At 35.4% G+C, this 21,083-nt stretch carries 19 protein-coding genes and 1 tRNA gene; 12 read left to right on the top strand and 8 right to left on the bottom strand.

The window, feature by feature from the left end:
• Positions 1-188: 188 nt before the first annotated feature.
• The 3 genes from DD829_RS07790 (at position 189) to DD829_RS07775 (ending at position 2,612) form a co-directional block, all read left to right on the top strand.
• A complete protein-coding gene (locus tag DD829_RS07790; protein WP_123906829.1) occupies positions 189-575 on the top strand; it encodes a hypothetical protein in 387 nt (128 codons plus the stop codon).
• Positions 576-1,547: 972 nt separating this feature from the next.
• Positions 1,548-1,820, top strand: coding sequence for a hypothetical protein (locus DD829_RS07780; RefSeq protein WP_108410279.1), 273 nt, complete (start codon positions 1,548-1,550; stop codon positions 1,818-1,820).
• 9 nt (positions 1,821-1,829) lie between these two features.
• Entirely contained in the window at positions 1,830-2,612 is a 783-nt protein-coding gene (locus DD829_RS07775; protein WP_116547657.1) for a hypothetical protein, read from the top strand.
• 165 nt (positions 2,613-2,777) lie between these two features.
• Here the strand turns inward: DD829_RS07775 and DD829_RS07770 are convergent.
• A tRNA-Gln gene (locus DD829_RS07770) sits at positions 2,778-2,848 on the bottom strand.
• 100 nt (positions 2,849-2,948) lie between these two features.
• Here DD829_RS07770 and DD829_RS07765 point away from each other — a divergent pair.
• Genes DD829_RS07765 through arfB form a run of 3 tightly spaced genes read left to right on the top strand, consistent with a single transcriptional unit; the run spans position 2,949 to position 4,825 of the window.
• A complete protein-coding gene (locus tag DD829_RS07765; protein WP_108410974.1) occupies positions 2,949-3,974 on the top strand; it encodes an AMP-binding protein in 1,026 nt (341 codons plus the stop codon).
• Entirely contained in the window at positions 3,971-4,432 is a 462-nt protein-coding gene (locus tag DD829_RS07760) for a hypothetical protein (protein ID WP_116547656.1), read from the top strand. The genes DD829_RS07765 and DD829_RS07760 overlap by 4 nt, the downstream gene beginning before the upstream one ends.
• Positions 4,433-4,825: an alternative ribosome rescue aminoacyl-tRNA hydrolase ArfB gene (arfB, locus tag DD829_RS07755; RefSeq protein ID WP_116547655.1), complete on the top strand. Its 393-nt coding sequence runs from the start codon at positions 4,433-4,435 to the stop codon at positions 4,823-4,825.
• 7 nt (positions 4,826-4,832) lie between these two features.
• On the opposite strand, the gene DD829_RS07750 is transcribed toward arfB, so the two are convergent.
• Genes DD829_RS07750 through DD829_RS07740 form a run of 3 tightly spaced genes read right to left on the bottom strand, consistent with a single transcriptional unit; the run spans position 4,833 to position 7,128 of the window.
• Positions 4,833-5,636 carry a hypothetical protein gene (locus tag DD829_RS07750; protein WP_108411733.1) on the bottom strand — a complete coding sequence of 268 codons (804 nt, stop codon included), beginning with the start codon at positions 5,634-5,636 and terminating at the stop codon, positions 4,833-4,835.
• 8 nt (positions 5,637-5,644) lie between these two features.
• Positions 5,645-6,400 (bottom strand): hypothetical protein, encoded by a 756-nt coding sequence (locus DD829_RS07745; RefSeq protein WP_108411732.1) that lies wholly within the window; start codon positions 6,398-6,400, stop codon positions 5,645-5,647.
• A 5-nt stretch (positions 6,401-6,405) separates the two neighbouring features.
• Positions 6,406-7,128, bottom strand: a complete 723-nt coding sequence (locus DD829_RS07740; protein WP_108411731.1) for a hypothetical protein — start codon at positions 7,126-7,128, stop codon at positions 6,406-6,408.
• Positions 7,129-7,520: 392 nt separating this feature from the next.
• On the opposite strand from DD829_RS07740, the gene DD829_RS07735 reads away from it, so the two are divergent.
• The 5 genes from DD829_RS07735 to DD829_RS07710 all read left to right on the top strand — a co-directional run bounded on the left by DD829_RS07735 (position 7,521) and on the right by DD829_RS07710 (position 11,948).
• Entirely contained in the window at positions 7,521-8,165 is a 645-nt protein-coding gene (locus DD829_RS07735; RefSeq protein ID WP_108408944.1) for a hypothetical protein, read from the top strand.
• Positions 8,166-8,192: 27 nt separating this feature from the next.
• The gene (locus tag DD829_RS07730; protein ID WP_116547654.1) at positions 8,193-9,167 is read left to right on the top strand and encodes a deoxyhypusine synthase family protein; all 975 of its coding nucleotides are present in this window, start codon (positions 8,193-8,195) and stop codon (positions 9,165-9,167) included.
• A 268-nt stretch (positions 9,168-9,435) separates the two neighbouring features.
• The gene (locus DD829_RS07725) at positions 9,436-10,527 is read left to right on the top strand and encodes an acyltransferase family protein (RefSeq protein WP_228408149.1); all 1,092 of its coding nucleotides are present in this window, start codon (positions 9,436-9,438) and stop codon (positions 10,525-10,527) included.
• Between the two features lie 219 nt (positions 10,528-10,746).
• Positions 10,747-11,043 carry an MGMT family protein gene (locus DD829_RS07715; protein ID WP_087712189.1) on the top strand — a complete coding sequence of 99 codons (297 nt, stop codon included), beginning with the start codon at positions 10,747-10,749 and terminating at the stop codon, positions 11,041-11,043.
• Between the two features lie 101 nt (positions 11,044-11,144).
• Entirely contained in the window at positions 11,145-11,948 is an 804-nt protein-coding gene (locus DD829_RS07710; RefSeq protein ID WP_108409551.1) for an alpha/beta hydrolase, read from the top strand.
• A gap of 98 nt (positions 11,949-12,046) precedes the next feature.
• On the opposite strand, the gene htpG is transcribed toward DD829_RS07710, so the two are convergent.
• Positions 12,047-13,939, bottom strand: coding sequence for a molecular chaperone HtpG (gene htpG, locus DD829_RS07705; RefSeq protein ID WP_108409550.1), 1,893 nt, complete (start codon positions 13,937-13,939; stop codon positions 12,047-12,049).
• Between the two features lie 283 nt (positions 13,940-14,222).
• Between htpG and DD829_RS07700 the strand changes: the two genes are divergently transcribed.
• Entirely contained in the window at positions 14,223-17,120 is a 2,898-nt protein-coding gene (locus DD829_RS07700) for a prolyl oligopeptidase family serine peptidase (RefSeq protein WP_108410625.1), read from the top strand.
• Positions 17,121-17,186: 66 nt separating this feature from the next.
• On the opposite strand, the gene recA is transcribed toward DD829_RS07700, so the two are convergent.
• The 3 genes from recA to DD829_RS07685 all read right to left on the bottom strand — a co-directional run bounded on the left by recA (position 17,187) and on the right by DD829_RS07685 (position 20,547).
• A complete protein-coding gene (recA, locus tag DD829_RS07695) occupies positions 17,187-18,188 on the bottom strand; it encodes a recombinase RecA (RefSeq protein ID WP_076390821.1) in 1,002 nt (333 codons plus the stop codon).
• 270 nt (positions 18,189-18,458) lie between these two features.
• Positions 18,459-19,655: an oxygenase MpaB family protein gene (locus DD829_RS07690; RefSeq protein WP_108410626.1), complete on the bottom strand. Its 1,197-nt coding sequence runs from the start codon at positions 19,653-19,655 to the stop codon at positions 18,459-18,461.
• Between the two features lie 115 nt (positions 19,656-19,770).
• A complete protein-coding gene (locus tag DD829_RS07685) occupies positions 19,771-20,547 on the bottom strand; it encodes a response regulator transcription factor (protein WP_108410627.1) in 777 nt (258 codons plus the stop codon).
• Between the last annotated feature and the right edge of the window lie 536 nt (positions 20,548-21,083).

Below are 21,083 nucleotides of genomic sequence, written 5' to 3'. Positions count from 1 at the left end.
CTTTAAATAAAGGGATAGTACAGGGTATTAAATCAACAGAAAATAATATACAGTTTTACCCTTTACATAATACAAAAAAAGCCTGTTCAGTTCTTCTTTCAAAAAATAGAAAAATAAGTAAACATACAGAAAAGAACACACGCAAAAATATAACAGTTAAAAATATAACAGTAAAAAAAAGCCGATGTATGAGTTGTAAGGAATTAATTAAAGAAAAAAAGCCGAGTGCAAAATTTTGCAGTCCGAAATGTAAGAACCAACACAACGGGAAACTGAGAACCCGAAAAAATCAAAGAAAGAAGCAGGAAGAAATTAAAAACCTCAACAGGATTATAAAGCAACTTCCGAAAACCGATCTTTCCCTATTAATTGTTTACCGAAGTCCCGAAAGAATACTTTATGCCGACCGCCTCAGACAATCGGAAATTAAAGCCTCTTCCGACTGGATAAGACGGATAACAAAAGTAGTGATTGAAAGTGAGGGAATATCTCGGGAAACAGAATTCACCACAGTAAGGGCAAAGAGACTGATTAAAGAGATTGTAAGGAGTAATGACGTAAATTGCACAGGTTAATAAGAGTTACCCAAAAAAGAGGCTTTAAAAGCGTTTTTAAGCATAGGGGGCGGTCTGAATTTTGAAATTATTTAAAATATTTATCAAAAGCCTATGAATAAAGGGAATGCAGACAGATAGCGAGCCGTAATATACACTTTTTAACTACCATTTATTACCATTTTATTCCTGTTATATACCTGAAAAACCGATAAAAATGGATAGTAAACCGATATTTATCCGATAAAAACAGTAAAAAAATACCATGATGTTCCCCAAAAATGACGGGAATTATTAAAAACGGTCTGAGATTTCATTTTTTTATTTCTGTTTTTCACTGTTTTGCTGGTGGTTTGGATCAAAAGATTTTCATTTGTCATTATTTCACATTCATTATTTCTGCATTACAGTGTTGAATTACGGTATTACAGCAGTGAAATTTCATTGTAACAGCGTTGAAATTCCAGTATAACAGATCAGTAAAACTCATTACGTTTAGATTTATTTTTGAAGTATTAAAATATTTGTGTATTATTGCTTTAGAAAAAATAACAGAGTAATTCTGTTTTAAATAATATAGCATTTTGCTATTTCTTGTTCTGGTAAAACTGTCAATTTTCATGTATACAAGAGATAGGCAATGCTCGCACCCATTTTGGTGCGGGCTTGTTTATTTGTATACAGGGTATGACAGTGCCTCCAGAACGATAAACATAGTTCCGCACCTTCTTTTATTTCAAAGATTTAAACAAAGTAACGGAACGAACGAAATATTTTTAAGGATGTTCCGTTTTTATTTTGCGTATTAAAAAGATAGCACAGAAAATTTTAAAAAACCGAACAGGCAAAAAGTATTACAAAAAAAACGGGCAGGACGAACCGAAAACCTGCCTACCTGAAAGGGAAGAAATCCCCATAAGGGAAGTTTTAAACCTCAACAGTTGAGGTGAAAGACAAAATAAGTAGGGAAATTTCATAAAAAAACAAATAATTATGAAAAAGAAACTTTTAATTGGTGCTTTAGGATTAGCATCTGTATTTACATTAGCATCTGCAACAAGCAGAGACGGTTCATCTTCTGAAACCGAAAGAAGATTTTGGGGAAGTGAAATCGTAGGAGTAGCAAGTTGTGTTCAAACAACCCCCTTCCCCGACGGTAGTCCAAGATTTATAAAAACATGGATTGTAGAGTATAATATATTTTGGGTTGGTGTATCTACATCTGAATCAGAGCCAATTTATGCCGCACATTGTGGGATGCCATAATCTTTGGATATGGTAATTTTATTTATATGGAAAAGAGCATTGCTCTTTTCCTTTTTCATTATTTCCTTTTTTTGTAATGCGCAAAAAATTATAAGATTTTCAGACGGTAAGCAGATTGATTCTGTCTTTGTTGTTAATTCAACACAAAAGATTTTGATTCATAAGAAAAATGTTGTTAATTACAATTATACCTCAAATGACAGGATATTGTATCAAAATAAAATATATGATTTTACTTTGGAAAATGACAGTTTGATTTTGTTTGATAAGACGAAAGAAATTGAACCTGTTAATATTGTAAATGTCAACAATAAAAAAGAAATATCTGTAAAAAACAGAAAGAAGGCGAGATTTGTTTATTCTATTATTTCCAATGTAAAAGATGCTATCTTCATTCCCAATAAATTAGATAAAAAATCTTATGTAAAGTCAATTAGTATTTTCCCCAAAAAAGTATTGATAAAAGGGGGCATATTAGAAATATTTTTTTATGAGAATGAAAATGGAGTGCCGAAAGATGATGCGCCACTTTTGAAGATTGAAAAGAATGTAAATGATGTAGAAACGGGAACTTTTGAAATTGTACTACCGAAAGCTATAAAATATCCTGAAAATGGATTTTTTGTTGTTTTTTATATTCGGGATAGGGGTAGTATTTTAGGGAGGAAAACTATTGATTTAAACTGTAGTGAAGAAACGATAGGACTAATAAAGCAAGATCAGGCTATTAATAATAGATGGACTTCTATAGATTTTCCTTCACTACAATATAAATTAAAAATTCTACAGTAAAATTTACGATCAGAAATTTTCACCTCATCAGAATTAAAGCTGGTGAGGTGATTTTTTTTAAGCCTTTTTTTATCTGATTTTTAATTTTTAGGAACATTTTCGGGACAAAGCGTTTTGAAAAACGAATAACTCATTGATTATCAATGAGTTATTCGTGTTGTTGTGTAGACTCACAGGGATTCGAACCCCAGATGACTGAACCAAAATCAGTAGTGTTACCGCTACACCATGAGTCTCTGTTTGTTTTAGTGGTGCAAATTTACAGCTTTTTTTATTACATACAAGAAAATTTTAAACTTTTTTTTAAATTTACTGTATATTTTATTCACGGAAATTATGCTGATAGACTTCAAGAATCTCAATATTAATCAATTATCCTTTAAAACGGAATTCGAAATCAGGGTGAAGAATTTTCTGAACGAATGGTTTTCGGATTCTGATACGGTAAAAGTACAGACTTCCGGTTCTACAGGAACTCCAAAAGTTTTTGATATTGAAAAAAGCAGAATGATGAATTCCGCAGAGATGACCTGCAATTTTTTGGGATTACAAGAAGGAGATACGGCGTTAATCTGTCTTCCTGTAGAATATATTTCAGGGAAAATGATGGTCGTTCGTTCGATGATGAGGAAATTAAAATTAATTGTTGCTGATCCTTCTGTAAAACCTGTAGAAACGTTAGACCGGAAAATCGATTTCTGTGCCATGACTCCGCTTCAGGTGGAAAATTCTTTAGATAAACTGTACCTGATTAAAAATCTCATCATTGGCGGAGCTGCCGTTTCTGAAGATCTGAAAAATAAAATGCAGGAAGCTCTGAAAACTTCAGACTCTGAAAACTTTATTTTCGAAACTTACGGAATGTCTGAAACCCTTTCGCATATTGGTTTGAAACAAATTTTACCAGAGCCGGAAGAATATTTTACGGTTTTTGAAAATGTAGAAATATCTTTAGACGAAAGAAACTGTCTGAGAATTTATGCTCCAAAATTAAATCCAGACATCCTTCAAACGAATGATTTAGTTGAAATTAAAAATAAAAAACAGTTTAAATTTCTTGGGAGAATTGACAATGTGATAAATTCAGGCGGCGCAAAAATTTTCCCTGAACAGTTGGAAGCGTTGGTAAAAAAAGAAATTCCGAATGAAGTGGTTTTCTTAGGAATTGATGATGTAAGTCTGGGACAGAAATTAATTGCAGTAATTGAAGGCGAAAAATCGGACGATTTAATTAAAAAAATAAGAGAAATTCAGTTTGAAAAAAGTTTTCACAAACCGAAAGAAATTATTTTTGTTGAAAAAATTCCGAGAACGCCCAATGGAAAAATATCGAGAAAAGAACTTTTAAAATTGATTTTATGAAAAGACAACTGATAAAAATTGCAGTTATTTTTGTCATTTTTCTTACCGGCTCGATGCTTTATTTTCAATGGAGTATGAGAGAAGCTGAAAAACAGGATCAGTATGAAGAGCCTTTATTCCAAAATAATATTGTTATAAAAGGAATAATTGATGATATAAGCGATTCCGGTAATCATTGTTTTAATATCATTTATCTGAAAAGTTTTAAAAGTACAGCACATTATTTTAATCCTTTCAGGAAAAATACCTTTCCCTATGCAATTAATGGCAGAAATTGTGAAATATATTCTTGGGCTTGTGTGCATGATGTGGAACGTGGAGATTCAATAATTATAGACTCCAATAAAAGGAGTTTTTTAATTATTAAAAAAGATACGGTGAATAATTTAAGAAAAGATTTGTCTTTTGTGGACGGAGAGCTCAATTATATAAAAGAACATTCAAAATTAAAATTTTAAATGAAAGATTTTACCAAAGAACTAAGCTTTAAAACTTCCCGCAGCAGCGGAGCAGGAGGACAGAATGTGAATAAGGTGGAAACTTCTGTAACGGTTCTTTGGAATGTTCAGGAATCCGGATTTTTCAATGAATTTCAGAAAAATCTTATTCAGGAAAAACTGAAGAACAGAATTAACGCAGAAGGATTTTTATTTTTAACTGTTTCAGAAAGCAGAACGCAGCTTGCCAATAAAAATAAAGCGATGGATAAGATCCTTGAAATCGTAAATAAAGCTCTGGTTATACCCAAAAAACGTTTGGCAACAAAACCTTCAAAAGCCCAAAAGCAAAAAAGATTAGACACGAAAAAGAAGTTATCGGATAAAAAAGAGAATCGGAAGTTTAAATATTAATTCAGTTCTAAAAATTTCCCATATATCGTAAAGTAACATTGGATTTCGTATTCTGATCCGGAATAATCACCAGATTCCCTGTCTGATCGGTGTCTCTGTACGTTCTGATGATTTTCATTGATAAACGGTCGTTCGCATTCAGTTTCAAAACACCAGTAGCGTTTATCGCAATGGAATATAAGCCAATCGGAAAACTTTTTGTTCCTTCAAGATCAAAATTTACGGGATTATTGGCGGATGCAGTTACTCCGTTTACATAGATTTTCATATCAAGCTGTTCTCTTTTAAGATCGTTTCCATTGTTTTTTTTGATGAACGAAGCTGCCTGTATATGGTAATATCCTGCTTTTTTTACCACAAGTTCCCCGGAAGTGTTGATCTCAAAATTAGAAGCATCATTGGTGGTGAAATCTTCAAAATCTAAAGTTCTGTCGTTGGAAGAACCCAACTCGTTCATATTTCCTTCTTTGAAGATGTTTTTTGTTGTGGCATACAAAATAGATTTGTTGCTGGAAACTCTGCTTAAAGACAAAAATCGTTTCCATTCTGTTCCGTTCCACCAGTAAAATCCTTTTTGGGCAGTGTCGGCAGAATTCAGAAAAACCATAAGACCTTTTTCTTTAACATCCGTTGTATTTAAGGCATTTACTCTCGGGATAATAACACCGGAAATACCCGAAGGATTTGCCTGATTGTCGGGCTTAACATCCAGTGTGGATTTGGGAGCCGGATTATTGATTCCTATCTGAGCAGTTACTTTACCTGTACATAAAAATGCAAGGGCGAAAAAAAATATGGAGAGCTTATTCATGGTGTTGCTTAGTTTAAATTAATGATGGTTAAAGTATATGGAGTATCAACACTTACAGTATTGGCGGCAGTTGTAGTTCTTGTTGTTTTTACAGTTAAAACATCATCCTTATTTAAAGAAAAAATGGTTGCAATATAAAAAGTAGAAGATCTTCCAACGGTATCTCCTCCCGGAGCTGTATTGGTTGAAGTAAGCTGCGTATTGGAAACTCCGTTAATTAAAATCTCTGTGATGTATTCATTCACATTATTTACGGCATCTTTATAAACGCCTCCTGTAAGAAAAATATAATAACTTGCTGTTTTCCCGATTTTCAGACCTCCGTTGCTAAGACTGAAACTAGGATCCAGACTGTTGATTGTGGTCAGAGGAATTGTTCTGGACTGCACACCGTTTCCGCTTATATTATTTGGAGAAAAAGAACTTCCGGAAGCAATAGTTTTGGAAACATCCAGTCCGGCAGCTTTAAGATCCATGATATATTCCCAATTGCTTTTCGCATGATCCCAATAATAAAATCCCTCCAAATTAGAATCTGTTGTATTTCGAAGATAGATTAACATTCCGTCCTGGTTGGAGGAAGGCGATGCCGTGGGAAACTTATCTACTATCGGAACTCCCAAACCAACTGTAGACTCAGGTAGTATTTTATTTTTAGCATCAAGATGTAAACTAGCTTTAGGATTGGTGTTATTGATTCCTATCTGCGATTTTATAAATATTCCGGCAAAAAGAAAAAGAGATTGAAGCAGTGTTTTTTTCATGATTCTTAGTTTTGTATAAAAAATAAAGTCAGATTATTAATTCCGAATGCCTGATAATTATTGGGGCCTTCGTTCGACTTTGTTACGGTGGCTGTTAAATTATCCCCCACATTTAATCTTCTTAAAAATGAAAAAGCAGTACTTACGGAAGCTGTGGATTCTGCAGCCATCGAAGTCTGAACAGAAGACGCCTGAACTCCGTTTACCAGAACTGAAAAAGTAAAATTAGCATGCTCTTCCGCTCCGGAAGGTTTCTTACTGTTTCCTGTAAAAGAAATAAGATACAATCCCGCTTTTCCCACTGTAATCGTATTGTTGTTTAATGTAAACCCGTCTGTAGTGGCTTTTATATACCTCGAAAAATTAATATTTCTTGATAATGCCGTTCCTGTATAGCCTTGTCCGTCAAAAGAATATATGGTATTGTCTGCGTTTCTGTCGATGGATTCGGGAAATGAAACCCAACTGGAGCCATCCCAGTAATAAAATCCGTCGGCAAGTGTAGCATTGTTTTCTAAAAAAATAAATTGTCCCAGTCTTGAAGGATTTACGGAAGGAAGATTTTGTACTTTGGGTACTATAATTCCGTCTTTGCCTGTAGGACTTGCTGAAGAAGAAGGTTCTATATGCAGTGTGGCTGCAGGATTTTTTGTATTGATGCCTACTTGCGCATAGAACGGCAAAGAAAAAAACAAGGCAACACATCCTGAAAGTATGTTTTTTTTCATTCTTATTAGTTTTTAAAATTTTAAACAAAATTTCAAATGGTAACGGATAACGGTATCAAATTATTTTAGTTCGTTGTTAATTGAACCGTTCAAAATTAAGTTAAAAAATTGATAATAATGATTATTTTATTGAAAAATTGTTAAATAATTTTTTATGATAGATAATTTATTTTGTTTTTTTAATTATTGTAGAAATATTCATAATTATGGTAATCGTACAGTGGCATTGGTTTTTTTTGCAAATTTTTAATATTCAATGCATAGAATTAAAAAGAAAGATATTTCATTTTATAACCTTTTAGGTTTGTGGTTTTCTTTATATATTGCGGCAAATTTTCAGAAAGTAATTTAGAGATCTCCAATTCTTAAATATTAAATAATTTTTTAAACTAATGATCAAAAAACTATTCGCATTGGGTTTATTCTCAATCTCAGTATTCTCTTTTGCACAAAAATTTTCTATTTCTCCATCGGTAGGTTATGCGTGGAGACTGGCAAAAACTCCGGATAACATTCCGAGAGATCAGAAAGAATACATCAAAGGAATTAAAAGCGGTCTTAATTTCGACGTTGCATTGCGCTACGAAGTGAAAAGAGGACTTCTTATCGGGTTCAAATATTCCAACTACAGTGCTTCTACAAGCGGAAGATTAAGTGTGGCAGACAATATGGGAAATATTGTTTCGGCAAATGTAAGTACAAAAGACCAGATTAATTTTTATGGTCCTGAACTTACCCTAACCAATGATGCTCACGAAACAAAGCACAAACTGTTTATGGATGTCGCTTTAGGAGCAATGACCTATACGACAAAAACAGGAACGGTAAAAGGAAAAGGAACAACATTCGGGGCGGAACTGGATCTTGCCTATCAGTATGAAGTAAGCAAGAACTTTTTAATCGGTCCGAAAATCGGACTTTCCGGAGGAACCCTTAGCAAAATGAGCTTTAACGGACAGTCGGTAGAATTCGGAGAAGACCAAAAAGAAGGTTTAACGATACTTTCTTTAAGCGCAGCCGCTACATTCCGTTTTTAAGTTTTATCTTTGCAAAAATTATAAAAAATGAGCAAACCGATAACTGAGTTCATAGAAAAGTACTACCTGCACTTCAACGCAGCTGCATTGGTGGATGCTTCTAAGGGATATGTTGCACATCTTAAGGATGGCGGAAAAATGATGATTACTCTTGCCGGAGCAATGTCTACTGCGGAGTTGGGGAAAATTCTTGCAGAGATGATCCGTCAGGATAAAGTAGATTTCATTTCTTGTACAGGGGCAAACCTTGAAGAAGATTTAATGAATCTTGTAGCGCATTCTCACTATGAAAGAGTTCCTCACTACAGAGATCTTACGCCACAGGAAGAGTGGGATCTTCTGGAAAGAGGTCTGAACAGGGTTACAGATACGTGTATTCCTGAAGAAGAAGCTTTCAGAAGATTACAGAAACATATCTATGAAATCTGGAAAGATGCAGATGATAAAGGAGAAAGATATTTCCCGCACGAATACATGTACAAAATGATCCTTTCCGGAGTTTTGGAACAGTATTATGAAATTCCGAGAGAAAACTCATGGATGATCGCAGCGGCGGAGAAAAATTTGCCGATTGTAGTTCCGGGATGGGAAGATTCTACAATGGGTAATATTTTCGCATCTTACTGCATCAAAGGAGAACTTAAATTCTCTACGATGAAGTCAGGGATCGAGTATATGGCTTATTTAGCAGACTGGTACACTAAAAATTCCGCAGGAAAAGGAGTAGGATTCTTCCAGATTGGAGGAGGTATTGCCGGAGATTTCCCGATCTGTGTGGTTCCGATGCTGTATCAGGATATGGAAATGCATGACATTCCGTTCTGGTCTTACTTCTGTCAGATTTCAGATTCAACGACTTCTTACGGTTCTTATTCCGGAGCAGTTCCGAACGAGAAAATTACTTGGGGTAAACTGGATATCACAACACCGAAATTCATCGTTGAAAGTGATGCTACGATTTGTGCACCATTAATGTTCTCTTATATTTTAGAAAATTCTTAATCAGAATAATATAAATTTACGTAAAAGGCTTATTTTGTAAGCCTTTTATTTTTTTAAGTGAACACATTGTTCACAAAGTTTTTTAGAAATACATTTTTAAAATTCACAGAAACACTCTTCTATTAATACCACAAAGTGTGTTTTAAGATGTTTTCATCTTTTATAAGCGAAGCGGCTTTGTGAAACCATAAAATAGTTGTAGATAAAAATAAAAGCTCTGTGAACTTCGTGTTCAGAAAATCGATACACTAAAATATATTTATTCTAATTGGAAGCTTTTCAGAAAAATAAATTCGATGCTTTAACAGGAATGCGCGCTGTTGCAGCGATTATGGTATTTGTATATCATAACCGCAAATACTGGCGTAATGATCTGCCGTTTGAAATCATGCGTTTCATCAGCGAATGGCATATTGGAGTGACTGTGTTTTTTGTCCTGAGCGGTTTTTTACTCGCTTACCGTTACGAAGAAAAACCTCTGGAGTCCAAAAAATCTTATTTAAAATACATTTTACTGCGGATCGCCAGAATTTTTCCGCTGTACTGGATTTTGCTGAGCGCTTTTTTTCTGGATGTAAAATATTCTAAAGATGTAGATACATATTTCTTACAGTATTCGCTTTTTTACTCTTTATTTGAAAAGTACTCTGTCTCAGGAATCGTTCAGGCTTGGTCGCTTACGGTAGAATTTTTCTTTTATCTTCTCGCTCCGTTTTTATTTCTTTTGCTTAAAAAAAACTGGAGCTACTGTATTCTTTTTTTAGCCGGATTTTTTCTTTCAGGTTGGGGAATCGGTTATGGTCTGCGTGAATATAACGGAAATCCAGAAGGCTTTTTATATCCTCTGAAATTCATGACAGGAAGCACGTTTTTCGGAAGAAGTTCTGAGTTTTTCTTCGGAATGTTGCTGGCTTATTTAATGAAGAAAGAGAAAGGTATTCAGTTTTTAAAAAAATTAAAACGGTCTACTTTAATGGGCGGTGTTTCAATTATTCTGTTAATCATTGCCATTGCATTTTTTGCCCGGAATAACTTTGTTCACGGAGTAGAGCGATGGGAGGGAAGACTGATTCACGAATTTTTGCTTCCGGTCGCGATCATTATTTTCTTTTGGGGACTGATGTCTGAAAAAACATGGATTTCAAAGTTTCTTTCTTCAAAACTATTGATTCTTCTGGGAAATGCCTCATTTGTGTTTTACCTGATCCATTTGAGTTATTTCAATATGAAACTCAAATCCTACATTTATCTTCCCGACAGAAATTTTGTCCTGTTGTGGATTTGTTCAATCATTATTTATCTGCTGATTGAGAAACCTCTGTATGAAAAATGCAGAAAATTAATTGCTAAAATTAAATAAAACTTTTCTCGGTCTAATCCATCGAATTTATCAGTACAAAATAACGGTAGGCAAGAATTCCTTTCTGAATTTTTGTCAGTTTGCTTGGGTTTTTATCACTTAATTTGGGTAAAATTGCCTTATTTATTCTATTCAAAAAGCGGAAAAACGATTTTTTCATAACTTTATATTTTACAGATTGAATTTCAATGGTCAATTCAAAAATAATGCAAAACAAAAATGGACGAAATATTTAAAAAGCAGGTTTGGGAAATCACTAAGTTAGTTCCGAAAGGCAGAGTAACGAGTTACGGAGCAATTGCCAAAGCAGTGGGCTATCCCAATCATTCCCGCCATGTTGGAAAAGCAATGGGAGGTTGTCCTAAAGATGTTCCTGCGCATCGCGTAATTTCAAGTTCAGGAACTTTATCGGTTCCGGAATTTCAGGAAAGACTGGAAGCAGAAGGGATTACTGTGGAAAATTTCCGGATTAAAAATTTCAAAAACCTGTTCTGGAACCCGCTGGAAGAGCTATAAAGAAATAATTTTACAATTCAGGATGCTAAAATTACGGTTGAGTCTGTTTTTTTAGGGTAAAATATGTTTAACGTTTAGCTTTGCTTCATAAAAATTAAACAATGAAAACAAAAATTTTACTTTCCGCACTTTTCTTATTAACAGTTTGCTTTTCCAAAGCGCAGATGGATGATAATTTTTATCAGCCAAGTAAGGTATTTCGCCCTGTAGAAGACCTCACATATGAAAATCTTTCTCTTCCTGTAAAAAACGATACGATTACAGGAATTATTTTAAAGCCAAAATCGGGAAAAGCAAAAGGGACGGTTTTATTCTTTCACGGAGCAGGAGGAAATGTTACGACCTATTTATTCATGACGAAACCTTTGGTTGAAAATAATTTTCAGGTGGTCATGGTAGATTTCCGTGGGTATGGAAAATCAACAGGGAAACCAACTCACGTTAATATCGCATCAGACGGGCAGATTTTCTTTAATGCGATGATTCAAAGACCCGACATTGCAGATACAAAAATTATTCTCTACGGAGCTTCCATGGGATCGCAGATTGCTGCCCATTTAGCCCGGAATAATAAAACTAAAATTGCAGGACTGGTGATGGATGGAAGTCTTTCTTCTTTCACAGATATTGCAATGTATTACAAACCAGAACTTAAGGAAGTGATTTCCCAATACGTTGTTTCGCCGTATTCTGCCAAAGAAGATTTACAGGATACGGAAGGACTTTCCAAACTTTTTATCCACAGTAAAGAAGATAAAGAGGTTCCTTATTCGGAAGGATTTGAGAATTATACCAAGGCTTCTTTGCCGAAAGAGTTTTTGGAATATTCCGGAAATCATCTGGAAGCCATGAATACTCAGGCTGAAAAAATTGTTTCGGCTATTGATAAGATGCTCAATAAATAAAGAGGTTTCGGTTTCGGCGGCGAAGCCGCCGAAACCGAAACCAAACAAAGAATCCGGCGGAGCAAAGCTCCGCCGGATTCCATATAAAAATAGTCAATTTACTTTTCCAGTTGCTTATAACTTCTCTGGATGAAGTCCGTAAGCTCTTTTCCTTTCAATAAATTCTGCGAAAGTTTAGCAAGATCCAGAGCATATTTAATCAGATCTGATTTTGCTTCTGTACTTTCCGTTTTTAAAATCTGACCCGCCAGTTCGCTGTTGGAGTTTACCACCAGATTATACATTTCCGGGAATCCTCCCATTCCGAACATTCCGCCTCCTCCGGTTGCCTGCATATCTTTCATTCTTCTCATAAATTCAGGCTGAGTAATGGTGAAAGGCGCATCATTGCTGTCTAAATCTTCAAGCTGAACGGTAAATTTCGTGTCATTGATAGATTCTTCAACGTTTTTCTTTAAAGATTCCTTTTCAGTCTCCGTTAATTTTGAAATAACAGGTTCATCTTTTTTAATCAGATTGTTGATGTGATCTGCATCTACTCTTGCAAAAGAAATTTTATCTTTGGATGTTTCCAGTTTTTGGATAACGTGAGGAATAATCGGAGAATCTAAAAGAAGAACTTCGTATCCTTTATCTTTTGCAGACTGGATGTAAGAATGCTGTTCATCTGCGTTGGAAGCATAAAGAACTACCAGTTTTCCGTCTTTATCGGTCTGAGTAGGCTTGATCTTTTCTTCCAGTTCATTCCAAAGGAAATATTTTCCGTCAGTGGTTGGATAAAGAGTGAATTTATCAGCTTTTTCTGCAAATTTTTCTTCGGTAACGATTCCGTATTCGATCACCACTTTAATGTCGTTCCATTTTTTCTCGTAATCTTCACGGTTTTCGTTAATTAAAGATGCCATTTTGTCGGCAACTTTTTTCGTGATGTATGATGAAATTTTCTTCACTGCTCCGTCTGCCTGAAGATAAGAACGGGAAACGTTCAATGGAATATCCGGAGAATCGATCACTCCGCGCAGAAGCATTAAGAAATCCGGTACGATTCCTTTCACTTCATCCGTTACAAAAACCTGATTCTGATATAACTGAATCTTATCTTTTTCAATATTTAAATTATTGTTCAGTTTCGGGAAAAATAAAATCCCCGTTAAATTGAACGGATAATCTACATTAAGGTGAATGTTAAACAAAGGCTCCTCAAACTGCATCGGATACAATTCGTGGTAGAACTTCATATAATCTTCATTCGTCAGTTCGCTCGGTGCGATAGTCCATGCCGGAGTCGGATTGTTGATAATATTGTCAACTTCTTCCGTTTCTGCAACCGCATCTTCAGGAGCATCTTCTGGTAAAGGAAGCGTATGTGTTTTTGTCCCGAATTTAATGGGAACAGGCATAAATTTGTTATACTTCAACAACAGTTCACGGATTTTTCCTTCTTCCAGAAACTCTGTAGAATCTTCTGCAATGTGAAGAATAATTTCAGTTCCTCTGTCTGTTTTATCCGTAGTTTCCTCTAAAGTAAATTCAGGGCTTCCGTCGCAGATCCAACGAACTGCAGGTTCATCTTTGTAAGATTTTGTAAGAATTTCTACTTTTTCTGCAACCATAAAGGCAGAGTAAAAGCCAAGTCCGAAATGTCCGATAATTCCTGAATCTTTTGCGGTGTCTTTGTATTTTTCCAGAAATTCTTCAGCACCTGAAAAAGCAACCTGATTGATGTATTTTTCAACTTCTTCACCCGTCATCCCTATTCCCTGATCGATGATGTGAAGTTTTTTGTTTTCTTTATCTACTTTTACTTCAATCTTCGGATTTCCATATTCCACTTTTGCTTCACCAATGCCTGTTAAATGTTTTAGCTTCAAGGTAGCATCCGTTGCGTTGGAAATTAACTCTCTTAAGAATATTTCGTGGTCACTGTAAAGAAATTTTTTAATAAGCGGGAAAATATTTTCCACAGATACATTAATATTTCCTTTAGTCATAATAATTTTGGTTTTTTAATTTTCTATACTTTCTCAAAAAAAATACCGTTTCCAGGAAAGTGACATTTTGACATTTTTTTCAGAATTTCTTTTAAGTGAATTTAAATTCAACTACAAAAATCATAAAGACAATTGTAAAGCATTTATTGGAATATTTAGACTTTTAAGCAGAACAGATAGAATCTTTTGCCATTTTGTGGTTAAATAGTTTATCCTGAAAACATCTCTGCAATGAAGAGTTATCAGCAAAAAGCCTTATTTTTAGTTCTTAAAATATTTAATAATGAATTTGAAAAGTGCAGTTTTGCTTCTGCTTCTCATGGCTTCGTATGTCTATGGGCAGAAAAAACCATTGGATCATTCGGTTTACGATAATTGGCAGAATATCGGAGCCAGAAAAATATCCAATGACGGAAAATGGGTAGGATATTCGATAGATGTGCAGGAAGGAAATCCCGATCTGTATTTGCATTCGGTGAAAAATAAATACACAAAGAAATTTCCGAGAGCTACAAAAATGGAATTTACCAGCGATTCCAGATTTGCCGTTTTCCAGATCCGTCCTTTTTACAAAGACATAAAAGCGGTAAAAGATAAGAAATTAAAACAGAATAAACTGACCAAAGATACCCTCGCTGTTTTTGATTTCTCTAAAGGAACGACAGAGAAAATTCCTAATGTAAAAGGATTCAAAATTCCGGAAAAGGGAGGTTCTTTCGTGGCTTATCTGTTAGAAAATATGAAAGATAAATCTTCCGATAGTCCTTCAGATAAAGATGATGACGACGAAAACAAAGATGATGATACAAAGGCAAAACCATTACAGGTGGTTATCAGAGATCTTTTGGGCGGAAAAAGCACAACCTATGACAATGTGGTTCGCTATCAGTTTAGCAAAAATGGGAAGCAGCTTGTTTTCGTTACAAAAAAACCGGAAGAAAAACCTAAAAAAGGAAAGGAAGAGAAAAAAGATTCAATAGAAGATAAATCTTTGGCTAAAAAAGAAACAGATAAATCCAAACCTAAGAAATATACGCTTCAGACAGTTCAGGTTGTTGATCTTAAAACCGGAAACGTCAATAAAGTCTCAGAAATGGAGGGAGATTTCTCACAGCTTGCATTTGATGAAGAAGGCAATCAGTTAGCTTTTGTTGGAACCTCTTCTGCACAGAATGATCTCGTAAAACTTTATCAATTATATTTTTTTAATTTTAAAGGAAATAAAAATAAAACGGTAACCAACGATCATTCTCAGATGAAGAGAAACTGGGTAGTTTCTGAAAACCGTTTGCCTATATTCAGCAAAAACGGAAAACAGTTGTATTTCGGGGTAGCTCCGAAACCTGTTGCAAAAGATACCACATTAATTGCAAACGATCATGCTGTGGTCGATATCTGGAATTATAAGGATGATTATTTACAAACGGTTCAGTTGAAAGAATTGAGAAATGATCTTAAAAAATCTTATGCTGCCGTAATGCAGACCGACAAACCTGAACTTTTCACCAATATCGACGGAGAAGATCTCGACACTTTGCGATTGGTGAACGAAGGAAATGCAGAGTTTGTATTGGGAATTACCAGTGTAAATAACCGCATCTCTTCACAATGGGAAGGTTCTTCAAAGAAGACCTATTTTATTATCGACAATAAAACAGGCGTAAGAACAGAAATTATCAGAAACCTGAATGGCTCTGTTGCCGTTTCTCCTTTGGGGAAATTTGTCGTGATTTTCGACAGGGAAAAAGGACAATGGCTGAGTTATAATGTAAAAACAAAACAGACAGTACCGCTCAATAAAGATTTGTCCGTTTCTTTTGTAGATGAGGAGTTCGACATGCCGGATTTTCCAAACGTATACGGAATTGCATCATGGACAGATAATGATGAATCCGTTATCATCAAAGACCGATACGATCTTTGGGAATTTTTTCCGGACGGCTCTAAAAAGCCCAGAAACATCACCAACGGATTCGGGCGCAAAAACAAGATTACTTTTGATACGTACGATTTAGACAAAGACATTAAAAGTGTAAACCGAAAAAAATTGATTTATTTGTCAGCATTTGATAATATTTCCAAAGCCAACGGGATTTTTAAAACGACTATTCAGTCCGGTTCTGATCCTGTAAAAATTCAGATGGAAAATGTTTGGGGATACCGCAGTCTTCAGAAAGCAAAAAATGCAGAAGATTATATTTTAGTAAAAGAATCCTATACCGATTCTCCGAATATTTTCACCACTTCCGATTTTAAAAATCAGGAAAAATTAAGCAGCACCAATCCTCAGCAAAGTCTTTACAATTGGGGAACGAGTGAATTGGTCAATTGGAAGACTCCGAAAGGAAATTCGTCGACAGGCGTTCTCTATAAACCTGAAAATTTTGATCCTAACAAAAAATATCCGATGATTGTTTATTTCTACGAAAAACTATCGGATAATCTGAACCGTTACGTAGCACCGTCTCCGACTCCTTCAAGATTAAATATCTCCTATTTTGTAAGCAACGGATATCTAGTTTTCACGCCTGATATTTCATATGTCGATGGTTTTCCGGGAGAATCTGCAATGGAATATATCAATTCCGGTGTTGAAAAACTGAAAGAAAATTCATGGGTGAATGGCTCAAAAATAGGAATTCAGGGACAAAGCTGGGGCGGTTATCAGGTTGCTTATCTCATCGCACACACAGATATGTATGCGGCAGCATGGAGTGGTGCTCCTGTCGTAAACATGACTTCTGCGTATGGCGGAATAAGATGGTCTTCAGGAATGAACCGACAGTTTCAGTACGAAAAATCGCAAAGCAGATTAGGGAAAAACCTCTGGGAAGCGCCAGAACTGTATATTAAAAATTCACCGCTTTTTGCCATCGATCAAGTGAAAACTCCGGTGGTGATTATGAGTAACGACAGAGATGGAGCTGTTCCGTGGTATCAGGGAATTGAAATGTTTACCGCACTGCGCCGCTTAGGAAAACCGGCTTGGCTGTTAAATTATAATGGTGACGACCATAATCTGATAAAACGCCAGAACCGAAAAGATATTCAGATCCGCGAACAGCAGTTTTTCGATTATTATCTTAAAGATGCAAAAGCGCCGGTCTGGATGACGAAAGGAATTCCTGCAACCCAGAAAGGAAAAGACTGGGGATTTGAATTAACCGATGAAAAGCCTTAGTGTATAAACAAAACCTCGGCGGAGCTGAAAGCTCCGCCGAGGTTTTTTATCGCGTTATCAAAAAACTTATTTATTCTTAAGTTCCTCTTTAATTTTGTTTTCCAGTTCTTCCGCAAGTTCAGGATTGTCTTTTAAAACATCTTTTACTGCATCACGACCTTGTCCAAGCTTCGTTTCTTCGTAGCTGAACCATGAACCGCTTTTCTTTACAATTCCCTGTTCTACAGCCTGATCCAGAATTTCTCCTGTTTTAGAAACCCCTTCACCGTACATGATGTCGAATTCTGCCTGTTTGAAAGGCGGGGCAACTTTATTCTTAACAATTTTCACTTTCACACGGCTTCCGATCGCTTCATCTCCCTGCTTGATTGGCGCACTTGCCTTTCTGATGTCAACTCTTACCGAAGCATAGAATTTCAGAGCATTACCCCCCGTTGTCGTTTCAGGATTTCCGAACATTACTCCGATTTTCTCTCTCAACTGGTTGATGAAAATAACCGTACATTTTGTTCTTGAAATGGTTGCTGTTAATTTTCTTAAAGCCTGAGACATCAATCTTGCGTGAAGACCCATTTTAGAATCTCCCATTTCTCCTTCGATCTCCGCTTTTGGCGTAAGCGCGGCAACCGAGTCGATCACCACAATGTCAATCGCTCCCGAACGGATCAGGTTATCAGCAATTTCCAATGCCTGTTCTCCGTTGTCTGGCTGAGAAATAATAAGGTTTTCAAGATCAATTCCTAATTTTCCTGCATAACCTCTGTCGAAAGCGTGCTCAGCATCAATAAATGCAGCAATACCTCCGGCTTTCTGAGCTTCTGCAATCGCGTGAAGCGTTAAAGTTGTTTTACCGGAAGATTCGGGACCGTAGATCTCAATGATTCTTCCTCTCGGATAACCACCCACTCCAAGAGCGATGTCCAATCCTAAAGAACCTGAAGGAATCACCTCAATCGTGTTGTCTACAGAACTGTCTCCCAACGTCATCACAGTTCCTTTTCCGTATGTTTTATCTAGTTTGTCCAGCACCAGAGCCAGTGCTTTTTTCTTATCGTCTATGTTACTCATCTGATGTTTAAATAATTTATCAAAAATACAAAAATTTACGCTCAAAAACTAATCTTTTATACCACTAAAAGTTGTTTTTATAGTTAAAAAAACATAAAATTCAGATGCGTATCAAAAAGAAAAACGGAATCTTTAAAACTTTTGTTTTATCCTTTTTCAGGAGCTTTTTCGCGCTTTCCGCTGCAATCTTTTTTTTCAAAAAAGGATTTCCGCTGCAATCGCGGCTAGGGTAGAAGCCATCAAATAAATTGCAGTCTTTGCAGTAGATTTTTAATGGAAATTAGAATTTTGGGTGATGCTGAGATAATCGCTCAAGACTTTCGTCTGATCTTTATTTCCCTTTTTTATTCTGGCTTTACGGCTTACGAGTCGGTCAACAATTTTGGTAATCATTCTTTTCGTCACCGGAAAAGCCTTTCTGTTGGAAACTTCCGGAATCTTCAGTCTTTTGCACACTTCATCATCCAGCAAAAACCATGTACAGCAGATGTGGAGATAACGGAGATTTTTTCTCTGGAAACTGTATTTCAGGATCGGGTTTTCCAGCGATTCGTTCAGAAGAGAATGAGCCAGCAAAACAGAATCTTCATCCGCAGAAGGCTGAACCGAAGTCCACAGATAAAAATATTGTGTTGCCTGTACTTTATCATTCGGTAAAAGATCCTCAGGAATTCCCAGAAGATAACCTACATATTTCCAAAGGTGGAAAAGCCCTTTTTCTTCCTCTTCAGAGAACGTGTTTCCCAGTTTGTGCAGACTGTGCATAAAAACGAGACTGAAACCAATATACGTTGCCATCATATCCCACGAATTAATGGGTTCTCCCCAGTTTTCCGTGTCCCATTCTTTATAATATTTTTTAATGGAAACTCTTGCATAAGAATGAATCAGTCGGGTTTTTATGGCAAACTCATATCCTTTTTTATGAACTTCCAAAGCATCATATCGGGTAACATTTACCCAGAAATCAAGCGTTTCAGAAAGTCTTTTTACAGCGCCTTTCTTTAAAGCTTCCGTTGCAATAAGGGGTTTGTTGAGGTAAGCATAATCATAACCTCCGATCAGGCAGTAATCGCGAAGAGAGATCAGAGAATCTACATTGCTTCTCATGCAGAGTTCTGCACCGCTTTTAATCAGATCATAATCCAGCCAGTCAGGAATTTTCTGAGTCTGCAGGAAAAGCTGTTTTACACTTTCCGGAACATCATCATTCTCAGAAACGCCATTTCGGATGTAGCCTTCAATTTCTCTCGAAGCTTCATGAAATTTTTGAGTGAGATAAACATCTTTTACAACCTGATCACCGACTTCATCCACATCATAAAAATAAGATGAAAACTTTTCGAAATCTTTAAAACCGACCTCTGCTCCTGAAAAATCAAGAAGTTGCTTTCCGTTGCCTTTTGTCCAGAAATCTTTAAAATGCTGCGAATCTTTAAAGCGTGGCTGTAAAATTGTTTTCTCCATCGAAGGCTAAAGTTACAAGTTTTGCGCCGCAATTGCAGAGTGAGATTTATCAGGAAAACTCTTGCTAATAAATTGATTATTCACAATTAACTATTCACTATTCACATTTGACATTTTATATCAATCCCCATTCAAACGCTTTTTTCAACAGTTCTTTGCTGTTTCTGGAGCTTGTTTTGGCTAAAATATTCTTTCTGTGAGTACGAACTGTATGTTCTGATAAAATCAGCATTTTTGAAATTTCCGGACCAGAATATCCTTTGGCAATAAGCGAAAGAATTTCAGTTTCTCTTTTGGTTAAATTAATTTCCGAGCCGAATTGTAGAACCGGATTTTCAATTTTAATCTGAATAAAATCTTTCCGATGGCCGATTCCTGTCATGAGAACCGTATACGGATTCTGCTTTGTAATATGATGGATATTGGTATGAATATTAATGGACTGTACCAGGTTTTTATCCTCATCTTCCCACGTAAGAACCGCCTGATGATGAAAAAGCTCGTAATTTCCTGAAGCGGTTTTCATTCGGAAACAGTAACTGGGTTTAAGAAAAAGCTGATGTTCTTTACCGATATTCATTAAAATTTCTACCACTTTCTGTTCGGCTTTGGTAATGAATTCTATATCATCGGGATGAACCAGATCAATCACATCTTTTAGATTCTGCGGATATTCTTGTAACCCATGAATTTTTAAAATATCAGGATGATGGTTAGAAATTACACTGTTGGTAAGATTTAATACGTAATAATAAAATTCTCCTATCGCAAACATTTCACCAATGATACGCTCAATCGGAGGGATATTGGAAATGTGTTTCTCCTGTCTTCCTACGCCTGAATAGGAATTCCAGACTTCAACCAAAGGATGTTTTTTTTCCGAATTATCCATATAAAAGATTTGTAACTAAAATAGTTAAAGTTTCTTTAAAATACCACAAAAGGGGGATTTTTTTATATTAATAAAATTTGAAAATTTGTATGCGCCAATAATCATGAAAACTCATTCTAAATTTTTTTCCGTTTTTTCGGATAATGTTTTCATATTTTCTTTAAAAAAACAAAATTTACATAATATCATTAATATGTCAGAAATAGTTTAGAATTTTCTGTTAGCTGTTTGAAAATGATAAACTGGAATCCTCTGTAATTTTGCAGGGGATTCATTATTTATAATTTATAGATTAAAATTTACTTTGAAAAAAATCACACAAATAGGTAATTTCTTTGTATTTCTGGATTTTGAAAATTTGTTTTATAATTTAAAATTTAGAAGTTATGAAAACAATCTTTTTATTACTGTTTCTATTATCTTGTGTAGAAATAATTTTTGGGCAAGATCATAGATCTTATAAAGAAAAAAATAAAGTGGTTTTAGATAGTACTGTTTATATCTCTTTAAGGAAAGAAACAGATTCAATTATAAAT

Source organism: Chryseobacterium sp. HMWF035 (assembly GCF_003094695.1).
Classification (GTDB): Bacteria; Bacteroidota; Bacteroidia; order Flavobacteriales; family Weeksellaceae; genus Chryseobacterium; species Chryseobacterium gambrini.
This window is presented reverse-complemented; position numbering and strand designations above follow the sequence as displayed.